The 16,595-nt window shown below is 64.2% G+C and carries 16 protein-coding genes; 9 read left to right on the top strand and 7 right to left on the bottom strand.

All coding sequences use genetic code 11. From position 1 onward, the window contains the following. Complete coding sequence (ppsR, locus tag ACLEJP_RS16790) at positions 1-819, bottom strand: posphoenolpyruvate synthetase regulatory kinase/phosphorylase PpsR (RefSeq protein ID WP_225776982.1); 819 nt, start codon at positions 817-819, stop codon at positions 1-3. 177 nt (positions 820-996) lie between these two features. Between ppsR and ppsA the strand changes: the two genes are divergently transcribed. From ppsA to ACLEJP_RS16750, 8 genes are all read left to right on the top strand, one after another. After that, entirely contained in the window at positions 997-3,372 is a 2,376-nt protein-coding gene (ppsA, locus tag ACLEJP_RS16785) for a phosphoenolpyruvate synthase (protein WP_289130206.1), read from the top strand. A 102-nt stretch (positions 3,373-3,474) separates the two neighbouring features. Further along, on the top strand, positions 3,475-4,467 hold the full coding sequence (locus ACLEJP_RS16780) for an alpha/beta fold hydrolase (RefSeq protein WP_440808135.1): 993 nt from the start codon (positions 3,475-3,477) through the stop codon (positions 4,465-4,467). A 94-nt stretch (positions 4,468-4,561) separates the two neighbouring features. Next, a complete protein-coding gene (gene rraA, locus ACLEJP_RS16775) occupies positions 4,562-5,053 on the top strand; it encodes a ribonuclease E activity regulator RraA (protein WP_186687468.1) in 492 nt (163 codons plus the stop codon). 27 nt (positions 5,054-5,080) lie between these two features. After that, the gene (locus tag ACLEJP_RS16770) at positions 5,081-6,076 is read left to right on the top strand and encodes a zinc transporter ZntB (protein ID WP_440808133.1); all 996 of its coding nucleotides are present in this window, start codon (positions 5,081-5,083) and stop codon (positions 6,074-6,076) included. A gap of 56 nt (positions 6,077-6,132) precedes the next feature. Further along, positions 6,133-6,405 carry a hypothetical protein gene (locus ACLEJP_RS16765; protein ID WP_004376140.1) on the top strand — a complete coding sequence of 91 codons (273 nt, stop codon included), beginning with the start codon at positions 6,133-6,135 and terminating at the stop codon, positions 6,403-6,405. A gap of 2 nt (positions 6,406-6,407) precedes the next feature. Continuing rightward, positions 6,408-7,232 carry a mechanosensitive ion channel family protein gene (locus ACLEJP_RS16760; protein WP_170029048.1) on the top strand — a complete coding sequence of 275 codons (825 nt, stop codon included), beginning with the start codon at positions 6,408-6,410 and terminating at the stop codon, positions 7,230-7,232. A 113-nt stretch (positions 7,233-7,345) separates the two neighbouring features. Further along, positions 7,346-7,912: an RNA polymerase sigma factor SigX gene (sigX, locus tag ACLEJP_RS16755; protein WP_033696348.1), complete on the top strand. Its 567-nt coding sequence runs from the start codon at positions 7,346-7,348 to the stop codon at positions 7,910-7,912. 111 nt (positions 7,913-8,023) lie between these two features. Continuing rightward, positions 8,024-9,058, top strand: coding sequence for an OmpA family protein (locus ACLEJP_RS16750; RefSeq protein ID WP_170029049.1), 1,035 nt, complete (start codon positions 8,024-8,026; stop codon positions 9,056-9,058). Positions 9,059-9,294: 236 nt separating this feature from the next. On the opposite strand, the gene cobA is transcribed toward ACLEJP_RS16750, so the two are convergent. The 5 genes from cobA to ACLEJP_RS16725 form a co-directional block, all read right to left on the bottom strand. Next, positions 9,295-10,035: a uroporphyrinogen-III C-methyltransferase gene (gene cobA, locus ACLEJP_RS16745; protein WP_440808127.1), complete on the bottom strand. Its 741-nt coding sequence runs from the start codon at positions 10,033-10,035 to the stop codon at positions 9,295-9,297. A 27-nt stretch (positions 10,036-10,062) separates the two neighbouring features. After that, positions 10,063-11,733 (bottom strand): protein kinase domain-containing protein, encoded by a 1,671-nt coding sequence (locus tag ACLEJP_RS16740; protein WP_440808126.1) that lies wholly within the window; start codon positions 11,731-11,733, stop codon positions 10,063-10,065. A 9-nt stretch (positions 11,734-11,742) separates the two neighbouring features. After that, positions 11,743-12,954 (bottom strand): nitrate/nitrite transporter, encoded by a 1,212-nt coding sequence (locus tag ACLEJP_RS16735; RefSeq protein ID WP_440808123.1) that lies wholly within the window; start codon positions 12,952-12,954, stop codon positions 11,743-11,745. A gap of 194 nt (positions 12,955-13,148) precedes the next feature. Then, positions 13,149-13,724, bottom strand: a complete 576-nt coding sequence (locus tag ACLEJP_RS16730; protein WP_225776991.1) for an ANTAR domain-containing response regulator — start codon at positions 13,722-13,724, stop codon at positions 13,149-13,151. Between the two features lie 11 nt (positions 13,725-13,735). Then, entirely contained in the window at positions 13,736-14,950 is a 1,215-nt protein-coding gene (locus ACLEJP_RS16725) for a CmpA/NrtA family ABC transporter substrate-binding protein (protein WP_440808121.1), read from the bottom strand. Between the two features lie 157 nt (positions 14,951-15,107). Between ACLEJP_RS16725 and ACLEJP_RS16720 the strand changes: the two genes are divergently transcribed. Continuing rightward, positions 15,108-16,133: a quinone-dependent dihydroorotate dehydrogenase gene (locus ACLEJP_RS16720; protein ID WP_440808119.1), complete on the top strand. Its 1,026-nt coding sequence runs from the start codon at positions 15,108-15,110 to the stop codon at positions 16,131-16,133. A gap of 96 nt (positions 16,134-16,229) precedes the next feature. Here the strand turns inward: ACLEJP_RS16720 and rmf are convergent, their stop codons facing one another. Continuing rightward, positions 16,230-16,445 (bottom strand): ribosome modulation factor, encoded by a 216-nt coding sequence (rmf, locus tag ACLEJP_RS16715; protein WP_003248687.1) that lies wholly within the window; start codon positions 16,443-16,445, stop codon positions 16,230-16,232. Positions 16,446-16,595 lie beyond the last annotated feature (150 nt).

Genomic DNA, 16,595 nt, shown 5'->3' with positions numbered 1-16,595 from the left:
CTACTTGAACCTGCGCTCCACGCCTTTCTCGACCAGGATCTTCGCCGAAATCTCTTCCACCGAGAAATGCGTGGAATTGATATGTGGAATGTTCTCCCGGCGGAACAGGCTCTCCACCTCGCGCACTTCGAATTCGCACTGGGCGAAGCTCGAATAGCGGCTGTTGGGTTTGCGCTCGTGGCGGATGGCGGTGAGGCGGTCGGGGTCGATGGTCAGGCCGAACAGCTTGTTGTGGTGCTTTTTCAACACGGCCGGCAACTGCAGGCGCTCCATGTCGTCTTCGGTCAGCGGGTAGTTGGCGGCACGGATGCCAAACTGCATGGCCATGTACAGGCAGGTCGGGGTCTTGCCGCAGCGCGACACGCCTACCAGGATCAGGTCAGCCTTGTCGTAGTAGTGGGTGCGCGCGCCATCGTCGTTGTCGAGGGCGAAGTTGACCGCCTCGATGCGCTCCATATAGTTGGAATTACCGCCAATCGAGTGCGATTTACCGACGGAATACGACGAATGGGCAGTCAATTCCTGTTCGAGCGGGGATAAAAACGAAGAAAAGATGTCGATCATGAAGCCGTTCGAGGTCGCCAGGATTTCCCGGATGTCCTGATTGACGATGGTGTCGAAGATGATCGGGCGCACACCGTCGCGCTCGGCGGCGGCATTGATCTGCTGGACCATGGTGCGTGCCTTGTCCGGCGAATCGATGTAGGGACGAGTGAATTTATTGAACGGAATGCTCTCGAATTGAGCGAGCAGACTCTGGCCCAGGGTTTCGGCAGTAATGCCGGTGCCGTCGGAGATGAAGAACGCGGTTCGTTTCATTTGCGATCTGGGCCTTAAGCTGATGACGTTTCTTGGATATGATAAGTTCGGTTTGCCGAATGCGGCTGTCGGCATTCTCACTTATTTTCCATGTACAGGCCACAAGCGTCCGGCCAAGTCAATGAAGGCAGGCGGGCGCCCTTGAGCTTTTCCAACACAGTTAGTGGAGAGATCACCTTGGTAGAGTACGTAGTTTCCCTCGATAAGCTCGGCGTCCATGATGTGGAGCATGTGGGGGGCAAGAACGCATCCCTGGGCGAGATGATCAGCAACCTCGCAGGTGCTGGTGTATCGGTGCCGGGCGGCTTTGCCACTACGGCGCAGGCGTACCGCGATTTTCTCGAACAGAGTGGTCTCAACGACCGTATCCATGCGGCACTCGACGCCCTGGACGTGGATGATATCAACGCCCTGACCAAGACCGGCGCACAGATTCGCCAGTGGGTCATGGAAGCCGACTTCCCGCCGCGCCTTGACAGCGAGATCCGCGCGGCCTTCGCCGAAATGGCCGCCGGTAACGACAACATGGCCGTTGCCGTGCGCTCCTCGGCTACTGCCGAAGACCTCCCGGACGCCTCGTTCGCCGGGCAGCAGGAAACCTTCCTCAACATTCGCGGCGTGGACAACGTGATCCGCGCGGCCAAGGAAGTGTTCGCCTCGCTGTTCAACGACCGCGCCATCGCCTACCGCGTGCACCAGGGCTTCGACCACAAGCTGGTCGCCCTGTCGGCCGGCGTGCAGCGCATGGTCCGCTCGGAAACCGGTACTGCCGGCGTCATGTTCACCCTCGACACCGAGTCGGGCTTCCGCGACGTGGTGTTCATCACCGGCGCCTACGGCCTGGGCGAGACCGTGGTGCAGGGCGCGGTCAACCCTGACGAATTCTACGTGCACAAGAGCACCTTGCAGGCCGGCCGCCCGGCGATCCTTCGCCGTAACCTGGGCAGCAAGGCGATCAAGATGGTCTATGGCGACGAAGCCAAGGCCGGCCGTTCGGTCAAGACGGTGGAAGTGGACCGCGCCGAGCGCGCACGCTTCTGCCTGACCGATGCCGAGGTCAGCGAGCTGGCCAAGCAGGCCATGATCATCGAGCAGCACTACCAGCGGCCGATGGACATCGAGTGGGCCAAGGACGGTGACGACGGCAAGCTGTATATCGTCCAGGCCCGCCCTGAAACGGTGAAAAGCCGCTCCAGCGCCAATGTCATGGAACGCTACCTGCTGAAGGAAAAGGGCACCGTCCTGGTCGAAGGCCGCGCCATCGGCCAGCGCATCGGCGCCGGCAAGGTCCGGGTGATCCACGACGTCTCGGAAATGGACAAGGTCCAGCCGGGCGACGTGCTGGTTTCCGACATGACCGACCCGGACTGGGAACCGGTGATGAAGCGCGCCAGCGCCATCGTCACCAACCGTGGCGGGCGCACCTGCCACGCGGCGATCATCGCCCGTGAGCTGGGTATCCCGGCCGTGGTCGGTTGCGGCAACGCCACCCAGGTGCTGAAAGACGGCCAGGGCGTGACCGTATCCTGTGCCGAAGGCGACACCGGCTTCATCTTCGAGGGCGAGCTGGGCTTCGACGTCAAGCAGAACTCGGTCGATGCCATGCCCGACCTGCCGTTCAAGATCATGATGAACGTCGGCAACCCGGACCGTGCCTTCGACTTCGCCCAGCTGCCCAACGCCGGTGTCGGCCTGGCCCGCCTGGAGTTCATCATCAACCGCATGATCGGCGTGCACCCCAAGGCGCTGCTGAACTATGCCGGCCTGCCTGCCGACCTGAAGGACAGCGTCGACAAGCGCATCGCCGGCTACAACGACCCGGTCGGCTTCTATGTCGAGAAGCTGGTCGAGGGCATCAGTACCCTGGCGGCGGCCTTCTACCCGAAAAAGGTCATCGTGCGCCTGTCGGACTTCAAGTCCAACGAGTACGCCAACCTGATCGGCGGCAAGCTGTACGAGCCGGAAGAAGAGAACCCGATGCTGGGCTTCCGCGGTGCCTCGCGCTACATCAGCGAGTCGTTCCGTGACTGCTTCGAACTCGAATGCCGCGCGCTGAAGCGCGTGCGCAACGAGATGGGCCTGACCAACGTCGAGATCATGGTGCCGTTCGTGCGCACCCTGGGCGAAGCCAGCCAGGTCGTCGACCTGCTCGCCGAAAACGGCCTGGCCCGCGGCGACAACGGCCTGCGCGTGATCATGATGTGCGAGCTGCCGTCCAACGCCATCCTCGCCGAAGAATTCCTCGAGTACTTCGATGGCTTCTCGATCGGCTCCAACGACCTGACCCAGCTGACCCTGGGCCTGGACCGCGACTCGGGCATCATCGCCCACCTGTTCGACGAGCGTAACCCTGCGGTGAAGAAGCTGCTGGCCAATGCCATTGCCGCGTGCAACAAGGCCGGCAAGTACATCGGCATTTGCGGTCAGGGCCCATCGGACCATCCGGACCTGGCCAAGTGGCTGATGGAGCAGGGCATCGACAGCGTGTCGCTGAACCCGGATTCGGTACTCGAAACCTGGTTCTACCTGGCTGAGGGCCAGGGCGAGGCCTGACGCAGTAGGACGCGGGGGGGGCGTCTGGCGTACCCCCGCCTGGTTTTTCCAGGGCGAGCTCCAGCAATGGATCCCGCCCTTTTTTGTGCACCAAGCAAAATTATGCAAAGCAGCAGCACTCTATTCCCCGTAGCCCTGCTAAGTGCCGAACGCCGCGGCGACCTCAGTGAAGACGTGTACCGGATCAAGGCCGGCAACGGCCCCGATCCTACCGTCGAGCTGGCCGTGACCCGCCTTGGGCTGGCCGACCAGGGGCAGGCCCAGGGGGTGCCGGTGATCCTTTTGCACGGCAGCTTTTCCAACCGTCGCTTCTGGTATTCGCCCAAAGGGGTTGGCCTGGGGGCGTTTCTTGCCCGCGCCGGTTTCGACGTGTGGATCCCGGAAATGCGCGGGCACGGCCTGTCGCCACGCAACCGCGACTGGAAGCACAACAACGTGGCCGCCTATGCCCGGGATGACCTGCCGCTGATTGCCGCGTTCGTGCGCGAGCAGTCCGGCCAGGCGCCGCATTGGCTCGGTCATTCGCTGGGCGGCACGACCCTGGCAGCAGCGCTGGGCGGCGCTTTTCTCGAGGCCGGCCAGGTCGCCAGCGTGGCCTTGTTCGGTACCCAGATCAGCCGTGTGTACTGGCCACTGAAGGTGCCGCCACTGACCTGGGGCGCGAAGCTGCTGCTCAAGCGCTGGGGGCAGATCTCCGGGCCGCGTTTCAAGCGTGGGCCGGAGGACGAACCGATTGGCCTGGCCCTGGAGAGCATGCGCTGGCATGGCCTGTTCGGGCGCTTTGGTGACGAGCACAACGACTGGTGGGCCGGCCTCGCCGAGGTGGATGTGCCACTGTTGGCAGTGGCCGGCGCCGGCGACTTCCAGGACCCGGTGTGGGCCTGTCGCAAGCTGTTCGAGCAGATGGGCGGGGAGCGCAAGCAGTTTCTGCGGCTGGGCCGCGAGGAAGGCTTCGAGGCCTTCGGGCATGTCGACATGCTGGTGAGCAAGGCCGCACAGGTGCAGGTGTGGCCGTTGGTGGAGCGCTGGTTGCGAGAGCCGTTGCTGCCGGTGCATGCCTCCACGGTGGCGGTGCAGCCTGTACCCGCTGGTTGATTCGGCTGACTGCTCGGTCCTGGATGACTGCGACGGCCTCCAGGGTGTAGCCTTGGCCGATAACCGCTTTCGTTGTGACTGACAGGAGTTTCCCATGCAGCATTACGTAACGCCCGACCTGTGTGACGCCTACCCGGACCTGGTGCAGGTGCTGGAGCCGATGTTCAGCAATTTCGGTGGCCGCGATTCCTTCGGTGGCCAGATCGTCACCATCAAGTGCTTCGAGGACAACTCGCTGGTCAAGGAGCAGGTCGAGCTCGATGGCAAGGGCAAGGTGCTGGTGGTCGACGGCGGCGGGTCGCTGCGGCGTGCCTTGCTTGGCGACATGCTGGCGGAAAAGGCCGCGAAGAACGGCTGGGAAGGCCTGGTGATCTACGGGTGCGTGCGTGACGTCGATGTGCTGATCCAGACCGATGTCGGCGTGCAGGCCCTGGCCAGCCACCCGATGAAGACCGACAAGCGCGGCATCGGTGACCTCAATGTGCCGGTGACTTTCGCCGGGGTGACCTTCCGCCCGGGCGAGTATGTATATGCCGACAACAATGGCGTGCTGGTCTCGCCAAGCCCGCTGGAAATGCCGGCGTAATGCGCCAGTCGCGCTGATGGAGCTTTGATGTTCGAGGAAGACAACGCGCAGTGGGGGCTGGTGCATGCCCTGGTGCTCGATGGTAAAGGCGGCGCGCGCTCGATTGCCCGTACCGAACTGGACAGCCTGCAGCTGCAACCCGGGCAGAGCCTGTGGTTGCACTGGGACCGCAGCCATCCACAAACCCGTACCTGGCTGCTGCATGACAGCGGGCTCAGCGAGTTCGCCTGCGAGCTGCTGCTCGAGGAAAACACCCGCCCGCGCCTGCTGCCCCTGGCGGAAGAACAGCTGTTGCTGTTCCTGCGTGGGGTCAACCTCAACCCGGGGGCCGAGCCCGAAGACATGGTCTCGGTGCGCATCTTTGCCGAAGCGCAGCGGGTCATTTCGCTGCGCCTGCGGCCTTTGCGTGCCAGTGATGAAATTCTCCAGCAGCTCGAAGAGGGCAGGGGGCCGAAATCGGCTTCCGAGCTCTTGCTGCTGATGGGCGAACTGCTGACGGAAAAGGTCCAGGCGCTGGTCAGCGACCTGTCCGAGCAGGTCGACCTGGAGGAAGAAAAGGTCGAATCCGACGAGCGGTATACACCGGAGAACGGTTGCCTGCAGCAGATCCGCCGGCGCGCTGCCAGCCTGCGCCGTTTTCTCGCCCCGCAGCGGGAAATCTACGCCCAGCTGTCGCGCAGCAAATGGAGCTGGTTCGCCAATGCCGACGCCGATTACTGGAACGAACTGAACAACAGCCTGATCCGCTACCTCGAAGAGCTGGAACTGGCCCGCGAACGTGCCGCGCTGGTACTGGAAAGCCAGGACCGTCGGCGCAGCGAGCGGATGAACCGGACCATGTACCGTTTCGGCATCATCACCTGCATCTTCCTGCCCATGAGTTTCGTCACCGGGCTGCTGGGCATCAATGTCGGCGGCATCCCGGGGGCGGAAAACCCCTATGGCTTCCTGTTCGCCTGCATCGTCGTGCTAGGGCTGGCGGTGGGGCAGTGGTGGCTGTTCCGCCGATTGCGGTGGGTATGAATGTGTGACCCATCGCCCGGCCATCTCGTCTCTGACTGACACTGCGCGAGGTGCCCATGCACGATCCGTTTGAAGAATCCCTGCGTGACCTGCTCAAGGCGTCACCCTCCGGCAATGACCGGGACGACCGGGATGACGCCGCCTGCCTGGGGCGCGTGCTGAAAACTGCCAACCGTCAGGTTGGTGCCGGTGATCTGTTCAGCCTGCTTGGCCGCTGGAGCCAGGCGCTGCTGATTGCCGTGAACAATGGCGCGGCGCATGTTGCGCCGGTGCGTCGACACTCTTCCCGCAACGCTGCCAATGGCAGCAAAGCAGATAAGGCCGATTGAATATGGAACTCGATCTCTGGACCCAGAGCCTGGTCACTGCCATGACTGCCCTTTGGACCAAGGTAGCGAACTTCATCCCCAACCTGTTCGGCGCGCTGGTCGTGGTGCTGCTCGGTTTCGTGGTGGCCAAGCTGCTCGACACGCTGTTGTCCAAACTGCTGGCCAAGTTCGGCCTGGACCGCCTGATGGCCGGTACCGGGCTGACCAAGATGCTTGGCCGGGTCGGCATCCAGGTGCCGATCTCGACCTTGATTGGCAAGGTCGTGTACTGGTTCGTGCTGCTCATCTTCCTGGTCTCGGCGGCGGAGTCGCTGGGCCTGGAGCGGGTCTCGGCGACCCTCGACATGCTCGCCCTGTACCTGCCGAAGGTGTTCGGCGCGGCCCTGGTGCTGCTCGCCGGCGTGCTCCTGGCCCAGGTCGCCAACGGCCTGGTGCGTGGCGCTGCCGAAGGCATTGGCCTGGAATATTCGGCAGGCCTGGGGCGTATCACCCAAGGCCTGGTGATCATCATCAGTATCTCGGTGGCCATCAGCCAGCTGGAGGTGAAAACCGACCTGCTCAACCACGTGATCGTGATCGGGCTGATTACCGTTGGTCTGGCCGTTGCGCTGGCGATGGGCCTTGGCAGCCGGGAAATTGCCGGGCAGATCCTGGCCGGCATCTACGTGCGCGAGCTGTACCAGGTCGGCCAGCAGGTGCGGATTGGCGAGGTCGAAGGGCAGATCGAGGAGATCGGTACGGTGAAGACCACGCTGCTGACCGATGATGGCGAACTGGTGTCGCTGTCCAACCGTGAGCTGCTGGAACAGCGAGTCAATAGCCGCTAACCGCACAAAAGCTGTTAATGTATGCCGCCGCGAAAATCGACCCACGGGGTCGCGCGGCGACATTGACCTGACTGTCGGCCAGATCCGTTTTGAATAAAGTTCATTCGCCGCCCATGCGCTATGACCCCCGCGAGCTCACCGACGAAGAGTTGGTGGCGCGTTCGCATGAGGAGCTGTACCACGTTACCCGCGCCTATGAGGAGCTCATGCGGCGCTATCAACGGACCCTGTTCAACGTCTGTGCGCGTTATCTGGGGAACGACCGTGACGCGGACGATGTCTGTCAGGAGGTCATGCTGAAAGTGCTGTACGGGTTGAAGAACTTCGAGGGCAAGTCCAAGTTCAAGACCTGGCTCTACAGCATCACCTACAACGAATGCATTACCCAGTACCGCAAGGAGCGCCGCAAGCGGCGCTTGATGGATGCCTTGAGCCTCGACCCGGTGGAAGAGGCGTCCGAAGAAAAGGCGCCGAAGCCGGAAGAAAAAGGCGGGCTGGACAAGTGGCTGGTGCATGTGAACCCGATTGACCGGGAAATTCTGGTGCTACGATTTGTCGCAGAGCTGGAATTTCAGGAAATTGCCGACATCATGCACATGGGCCTGAGCGCGACGAAAATGCGCTACAAGCGCGCGCTAGACAAGCTTCGGGAGAAATTTGCCGGCCTTGATGAAACTTAGGGGCATGCAAATATCTCTAACGAACCGGCGAGTTCTGCTAGACTTGCCGTCGAGTTGTCCCCCTTGTTTGTGGTGGGACTGCTTAACTATCACCAGATGGGGATTTAACGGATGAAATTGAAAAACACCTTGGGCTTGGCCATTGGTTCGCTTGTAGCCGCCACTTCGATTGGCGCTATGGCGCAAGGCCAAGGCGCCGTCGAAACTGAAGTCTTCTACAAGAAAGAGTTCTTCGACAGCCAGCGCGACTTCAAGAACGACGGCAACCTGTTCGGCGGTTCGATCGGTTACTTCCTGACCGACGACGTTGAGCTGCGTCTGGGCTACGACGAAGTTCACAACGCTCGTGGCGAAGACGGCAAGAACATCAAGGGCTCGAACACCGCCCTGGACGCCGTTTACCACTTCAACAACCCGTACGACGCTATCCGTCCGTACGTTTCCGCTGGTTTCTCGCACCAGTCGCTGGGCCAGACCGGCCGTGGCGGTCGTGACCACTCCACCTTCGCCAACGTTGGCGCTGGCGCCAAGTGGTACATCACCGACATGTTCTACGCCCGTGCTGGCGTTGAAGCTCAGTACAACATCGACCAGGGCGACACCGAGTGGGCCCCGAGCGTTGGCGTTGGCCTGAACTTCGGCGGTAGCCCGAAGCAAGCTGAAGCTGCTCCGGCTCCTGTTGCTGAAGTCTGCTCCGACTCCGACAACGACGGCGTTTGCGACAACGTTGACAAGTGCCCGGACACCCCGGCCAACGTTACCGTTGACGCTGATGGCTGCCCGGCTGTTGCCGAAGTCGTTCGCGTTGAGCTGGACGTCAAGTTCGACTTCGACAAGTCGGTCGTCAAGCCAAACAGCTACGGCGACATCAAGAACCTGGCTGACTTCATGAAGCAGTACCCACAGACCACCACCACCGTGGAAGGTCACACTGACTCCGTCGGCCCAGACGCTTACAACCAGAAGCTGTCCGAGCGTCGTGCCAACGCTGTCAAGCAGGTCCTGACCCAGCAGTACGGCGTAGAAGCTAGCCGTGTTGACTCGGTAGGCTACGGCGAAACCCGTCCGGTTGCCGACAACGCCACCGAAGAAGGCCGCGCTATCAACCGTCGCGTTGAAGCTCAGGTAGAAGCCCAGGCCAAGTAATTGGTTTGAAGCTTCACGAAAAACCCGGCCTCGGCCGGGTTTTTCTTTGCCAGGAATTTGTCTTGCCCGCACCGGCCCTTCCACCAAGCCGGTCCGCACGGTCCGTTGTAGGAGCGGCCTTGCGTCGCGAAAGGGCTGCGTAGCAGCCCCCAGGATTTCCGCGCAGGTGCACAAGTCGCTGGGGCTGCCTTGCAGCCCTTTCGCGACGCAAGGCCGCTCCTACAAGGGACCGTGTCTCAGCCGGCTGCTGCCACCAATGGCTGAACCGCCTGTTCCCCAACCACCTCGCCAATCACCAATATCGCCGGGCTACGCAAGCCAAACCCCCGCGCAGCCTCCACCATCCCCTGCACATCGCTCCAGCACACCCGCTGTTGGGGTAACGAGGCATTCTCGATCATCGCCACCGGCATCCCCGCTGCCATGCCGCCCTCAAGCAGCCCTTGGCGCACCTGCTCCAGCCGCGCCACGCCCATGTACACCACCAGCGTCGTTCCGCCCTGGGCCAAGGCTGCCCAGTTCAGTTCGCTGTCGTCCTGGGTATGCGCCGTTACCAGCGACACGCCCCGGCTCACACCCCGTGAGGTCAGGGAAATGCCGCATTGCGTGGCGCCAGCCAGGCCGGCGGTGATGCCGTTGACCACTTCCACCTCGATGCCATGCTGCTGCAGCCACAGCGCCTCTTCGCCACCCCGGCCAAAAATGCACGGGTCGCCGCCCTTGAGTCGCACCAGGCAACGCCCTTGCCGGGCATGGCGCAACATCAGGCGCTGGATGAACGCCTGCGGCGTGGAGCGGCAGCCACCGCGCTTGCCCACGGCAATCACCCGGGCCTGGGGGCAATGCTCCAGCACTGCCGGGTTGACCAGGTCGTCGATCATCACCACGGCGGCCTGCTGCAGGGCGCGTACGGCCTTGAGGGTGAGCAGCTCGGGGTCGCCAGGGCCGGCACCGACCAGCCAGACTTTCGCATTCATCAGCATTTCCTCATCGGCAAGGTGCACTCAGCCCTTGAGCAAGGCGAGCAGCAAGATCAGGTTGAACAGCAACGACAGCAGGGCCAGGGTGCGCCATACCTTCAGTGGCTCGCGTTCCAGCAGTGGTCGGGGCCGGTCGGGCAGTTCCTGGCGGTCGCCGCGCTCGAGCAGCAGCAACCAGTGTTCGGCGGTTTCGAAACGTTGCGCCGGGTCGGCCGCCACCGCCTGCTGCAGGTTGTGCTGCAGCCATTCCGGCAAGTCGGGGCGATAGCGCGCAGCGCTGATTGGCTGGCCGAAGCGCGGGCGCTGGAACGCCTCGACCTCGCCGTACGGGTAATGCCCGGTCAGCAGGTGGTACAGCGTAACGCCCACGGCATACAGGTCCTGGCGTGGGCTGGGCGGTTGGCCATCGAACGCTTCCGGAGCAAGGTACGAGGGCGTGCCCGGCAGCTCATGCGGCGGGTCCTCGGACAGGCCCGGGCAGTAGGCCAGGCCGAAGTCCAGCAGGCGCAGCTGGCCGTCGCTGCCCAGGTGCAGGTTCTCCGGCTTGATGTCGCGGTGCAGCAGGTTGCGCCGGTGCAGCACGCCGACCGCCTGCAGCAGTTGCCGGGCCAGCTCCAGCCACCGCGACAGGGGCAGTGGGCCCTGCTCGGCGAGCAGCGTCGCCAGGCTCTGGCCGGGGTATTCGCGCATCACGTAGTACAGCTGCTGGCGCTGGCTGGCCGGGTGCAGCTCGGGGAAGTGGCGGCCGACGACCCGGCGCAGGAACCACTCCTCCAGCAGCAGGCCTTGCGCCGCGCCGGGCTCCTGCTCGCGCGTGGCGGGCAGGGTCTTGAGCAGCCAGGCTTGGCCATGGCCATCGCGTACCCGGTACAGCAGCGACTGGCGGCTGTGGGCGAGCAGCTTATCCACGTGCCAGCCATCGATCAGCTGGCCCTCGCGCAGCGGGCCGGGCAGCGGCCATTGCTGCAACTGGTCCAGGGTGTCGCCGAGGTTGGCCGTGCCCAGCTGCTCGACCTGCACCAGCAAGGCACTGGCGTTGTCCTGGCTGCCGTTGAGGTGCGCGCTGGCGACCAGGGTATCGACGGCCAGTTGCAGGTCGGGTTGCTCGCGCAACACCGCCTGGATGTGCTGGTCGCCCAGGCTGGCCCAGACCCCGTCGCTGAGCAGCAGGAAACATTCACCCGCCTGCAGCTCGCCTTCCAGGTAATCCACCAGCAGGTGCTGGTCCAGGCCCAGCGCACGCTTCAGTACATGCTGCATGCCGGGCTGGTCCCACACATGGTCTTCGCTCAGGCATTGCAGGCGCCCGGCGTACCAGCGGTACACCCGGCAGTCGCCGACATGGGCCAGGGTAAAGCGCCGGCCACGCAGTACCAGCGCGCTGAGGGTGGTCAGCAACGGCTGGCCGCTGCCTTGGGCTCGCAGCCAGCGGTTTTGCGCCAGCAGCAGGCGGTCGAGGGCCTGGGCCACGCTCCAGGTCGCAGGCGTGGCGTAGTAGTCCAGGGCCAGCGCCTGCAGGCTGGCACGTGCCGCCAGGCCACCGTCGGCGCACTGGCTGACACCGTCGGCAAGCGCGAACAGGTAGCCCTTGCTGGCGGCCAGCTCCGGCGCCGGGGTGACCAGGCGCAGGGCATCCTGGTTTTCCTCGCGCGGCCCGGTGGCGCTGGCCTGGGCGAAACGCAGTTGCAGGCTCATCGGCGCGCCTCAGACCCGCGCCGCAGTAACGGCTGCCGAGCCCCAGGTGGTGCGCCAGCGCTGCTTGACACCATGCAGGCCGAACCAGGCCAGCAGGCCCAGGCTGGCGAACAGCCACAGTCCCAGCTGGTAGTCGCCGGTGTGCTGCTTGATGGTGCCGAGGCCGGCCGCCAGCAGGAAGCCACCGATGCCGCCGGCCATGCCGATCAGCCCGGTCATCACGCCGATCTCCTGGCGGAAGCGCTGCGGCACCAGCTGGAACACCGCGCCATTGCCGGCACCAAGGCCCAGCATGGCACTGACGAACAGCGCCAGGGCGGCGGCTGCGCTGGGCAGGTTGAAGCCGACCGCAGCGATACAGATGGCCGCCACGCTGTACATGCCCAGCAGCGTGCGGATGCCGCCGAAACGGTCGGCAAGCGCGCCGCCGAGCGGGCGCATCAGGCTGCCGGCGAACACGCAGGCGGCGGTGTAGTAGCCGGCGGTGACCGGGCTCAGGCGGTACTGGTCGCTGAAGTAGCCGGGCAGGGCGCTGGCCAGGCCGATGAAGCCGCCGAAAGTGACACTGTAGAAGAACATGAACCACCAGCTGTCGCGGTCGCCCAGGGCCTTGAGGTAGTCGGCCATGGCTTTCGGCTTGGGCCGCTGCGGGGCATTGCGTGCCAGCAGGGCGAACACCAGCAGCGTCAGCGCCAGCGGGATCAGCGCGAAGCCGAACACATTGTTCCAGCCAAAGCCTGCGGCCAGCGCCGGTGCCAACAGGGCGGCGAACACCGTACCGGAGTTGCCGGCACCGGCGATGCCCATGGCCTTGCCCTGGTGTTGCGGTGGGTACCATTGCGAGGCCAGCGGTAGCGACACGGCGAACGAGGCACCGGCAAAGCCGAGGAACACGCCCAGCAGCAGCGCCTGTTCATAGCTGTGCACGCCCAGGTGCCAGGCCGCCGCAAGCGCGACGATGACCACCACCTGGCCGATCAGGCCGGCAGTCCTGGGTGACAGGCGGTCGACCAGCACGCCCATGACAAAACGCAGGATCGCCCCGGCCAGGATCGGTGTAGCCACCATCAGGCCCCGTTGCTGTGCGCTCAGCTGCAGGTCGGCGGCAATCTGCACCGCCAGCGGGCCGAGCAGGTACCAGACCATGAAGCTGAGGTCGAAGTACAGGAACGCGGCGAACAGGGTGGGCACATGCCCGGATTTCCAGAAGCTGGTACTCATCGAACACCTCACTTGGCAATGCAGCGGAACGAAAAAGACGCCGCTTCCCGCTCCACGGCCGTGGAGGGGAGAGCGACGTCTTTGTCGGGATCAAGTGGGCAACCGCCGTTGGTTACCGGTGCAATTCGTTCAGCAAGAGATGGGCCAACCTTGCCAGGCGACCTGGTATTTGTAGGAGCGCGTAAGGCAGGCTGCTAACCGAGCATCTCGTGCATGGCGATGATCTGCTCGGCCACCTGGATCAGCTTCTGCTGCCGGCTCATGGCCTGGCGGCGCATCAGGGTGTAGGCCTGTTCCTCGTTGCAGTCCTTCATCTTCATCAGCAAACCCTTGGCCTGCTCGACACGCTTGCGCTCGGCCAGCTGCTGGTCGCGGGCGAGCAACTGCGCCTTCAGCGCCTGGTCACTTTCGAAGCGGGCCATGGCCACATCCAGGATCGGCTGCAGCCGCGCGGCATGGATGCCCTCGACGATGTAGGCGCTGACGCCCGCCTGGATCGCCTGGCGCATCACCGCAGGGTCGTGTTCGTCGGTGAACAGCACAATGGGGCGTGGCTGGTCCCGGCTGACCAGCACCACCTGTTCCATCACATCACGGTCTGGTGAATCGGTATCGATCAGCACCACGTCCGGGCGCACTGTTTCGACGCAGGCAGGCAGGTCGATGGTCAGGCCTGGGGCTTCGATGACTTCGAAACCGGCCTCGCTCAGTGCCGCCTTGAGACGGCCGAGTTTGTTCTGGGTATCGTCGATCAGCAGGATACGCAACATGCTCGTCTCCCTCACGCGCCGACACGGGCATCGGGCAGCTCGCCCAGGGCATGCAGGCTGAAACTGCGGGCATAGGCGTAAGGGTCGCTGCCATCCCAGCGGGTGCCGTCGATCAGCAGGCTGCTGCGCATTGCCTGCTCGGGGCAGGCCACGCCCAGGCTCTGTGCCGCTTCACGGTACAGGGCCAGTTGCTGGACCTGGCTGGCCACGCCAAGGTAGTCGGGGTCCGCGCGCAGCAGGCCCCAGCGGCGGAACTGGGTCATGAACCACATGCCGTCGGACAGGTAGGGCAGGTTGGCCTTGCCGTGGTCGTGCAGGCGCAGGGCATGCGGGTCTTGCCAGTGGTTGCCCAGGCCATCCTGGTAATGGCCGAGCAGGCGCGGCTCGATGCGCTCCAGCGGGGTGTCCAGGTAGGCGCTGCCACTGAGCAGCTGGGCGGTGCTGCGGCGGTTCTCCGGGCTTTGCTCGATGAAGCGACTGGCGGCGAGAATCGCCTTGATCAGCGCGCGGGCGCTGTTGGGGTACTGCTCGGCGAAGGCGCGGGCACAGGCCAGGACCTTTTCCGGGTGGTCCGGCCAGATCGACTGGCTGGTGGCCAGGGTGAAGCCTTGGCCCCTGGCCACCGCGTCGGCGGCCCAGGGTTCGCCCACGCAGAAACCGTCGATGCGCCCGGCCTGGATGTGCGCGGCCATCTGCGCGGGCGGCACCACCACGCTGTCGACGTCGCGCAACGGGTGGATGCCCTGGCTGGCCAGCCAGTAATACAGCCACATGGCATGGGTGCCGGTGGGGAAGGTCTGGGCGAAGGTCAGGCGTGCGCCATGCTGGTGCACCAGGCGCGCCAGTGCCTCGGGGTTGGTCACGCCCTTGCGTTGCAGGGCCGGCGACAAGTTGATCGCCTGGGCGTTCTGGTTCAGCCCCATCAGCACGGCCATGGCACTGGCCGGTACGCCACCGATGCCCAGGTGCACGGCGTAGGCCAGGCCATACAGGCAATGTGCGGCATCCAGCTCGCCGCTGACCAGTTTGTCACGCAGCCCGGCCCAGGAACCCTGGCGCTGGAGGTTGAGGGTGAGGCCATGTTGCTGGGCAAAACCCTGGGTGGCGGCGACCACCACCGAGGCGCAGTCGGTCAGGGCCATGTAGCCGATGTTCAGGCTGGGCTTTTCCGGTGCGTCGCTGCCGTTGACCCAGGCCAGGGGCGTTGCTCGGAGTGCTGTGTTCACAAGGTTCCTCGCCCGTACTGATAAGGCTGTGGGCTTGTCTGGTGCAACCGATGTGCCATCTGACGGCAGTACTGGAGCAGCTGCCCCACGATTTGCTGTCATGCCGGCTGCGCGCTGGCTATAATCGCCCCCTCATCCACCCCGAGCCTCGCCGCCCATGTATACCCTGGCCCGCCAGCTGCTGTTCAAGCTTTCTCCGGAAACCTCCCACGACCTTTCCCTGGACCTGATCGGTGCCGGTGGCCGGCTCGGCCTCAACGCCGTGCTGTGCAAGCAGCCGGCGGCCCTGCCGGTCACGGTCATGGGCTTGAACTTCGCCAACCCGGTAGGCCTGGCGGCCGGCCTGGACAAGAACGGTGCGGCCATCGACGGTTTCGCCCAGCTGGGCTTCGGCTTCGTCGAAATCGGCACGGTCACCCCGCGCCCGCAGCCGGGCAACCCCAAGCCACGCCTGTTCCGCCTGCCGGAAGCCACGGCGATCATCAACCGCATGGGCTTCAACAACCTGGGCGTCGACCACCTGCTCGGCCGGGTGCGCGCGGCACGTTACAAAGGCGTGCTGGGCATCAACATCGGCAAGAACTTCGACACCCCGGTCGAGCGCGCCGTCGATGACTACCTGATCTGCCTGGACAAGGTCTACACCGACGCCAGCTACATCACGGTCAATGTCAGTTCGCCGAACACCCCGGGCCTGCGCAGCCTGCAGTTCGGTGACTCGCTCAAGCAACTGCTCGATGCCCTGGCCGAGCGTCGCGAGCAACTGGCTGGCATACATGGCAAGCGCGTGCCGCTGGCGATCAAGATCGCCCCGGACATGAGCGACGAGGAAACCGCCCTGGTGGCTGCCACGCTGATCGAGTCGGGCATGGATGCGGTGATCGCCACCAACACCACGCTGGGCCGTGAAGGTGTCGAGGGGCTGCCGCAGGGTGGCGAGGCGGGCGGCCTGTCGGGCGCGCCGGTTCTGCAGAAGAGCACGCACATCGTCAAGGTGCTGGCGGGTGAACTGGGTGGCAAGCTGCCGATCATCGCTGCCGGTGGCATTACCGAAGGCCGGCATGCCGCCGAGAAGATCGCCGCCGGGGCGAGCCTGGTGCAAATCTACTCGGGCTTCATCTACAAGGGGCCTGCGCTGATTCGCGAAGCGGTGGACGCTATCGCGGCGATGCCACGGGTTTGATCGGCGGGCAAAAAAAGGGCCCCTTCAAGGGGCCCCTGGGCCTTCGCCCGCCGCCCGGATAGGGCGTGCATGGTAAATCGAATTCAGTGTCCTCGTTCAGCCAACGGCGTGATTTTCGTTGAGTCTATGGATGCCAGCGGTGCCAGTCATTCCGTCCCAGTTATCACCGCGACCTTCGCGCCAGCCGTTGATCCAGGCTTGGCGAACTGATGGAAGATTGAAGGGGCAAAGTTCGCGGGATTTGCCGGTGACCCCGTATTGGTAGCCACGTGAATATGCTCTTTCCAACGGATCACGCTTAAGTCTTCTCATAGGGTGTTGCCCTCACTTGTTGACTGTAATGTCCCGTCGGCCTCTCCGAGGCCGGGCAGAGTCTTTCTGCCGGTGTGCGCTCGCTGCCGGCGTGGCGAGCTGAAAGTGCCGCCTCGTTGCGATGCGGCCTGAGACCAGTTCTATCGAATG

Origin of the sequence: Pseudomonas sp. SMV7 (assembly GCF_052041995.1) — a bacterium.
Classification (GTDB): domain Bacteria; phylum Pseudomonadota; class Gammaproteobacteria; order Pseudomonadales; family Pseudomonadaceae; genus Aquipseudomonas.
Note: the sequence above shows the minus strand (reverse complement) of the source record. Positions and strands in the feature narration are given on the sequence as shown.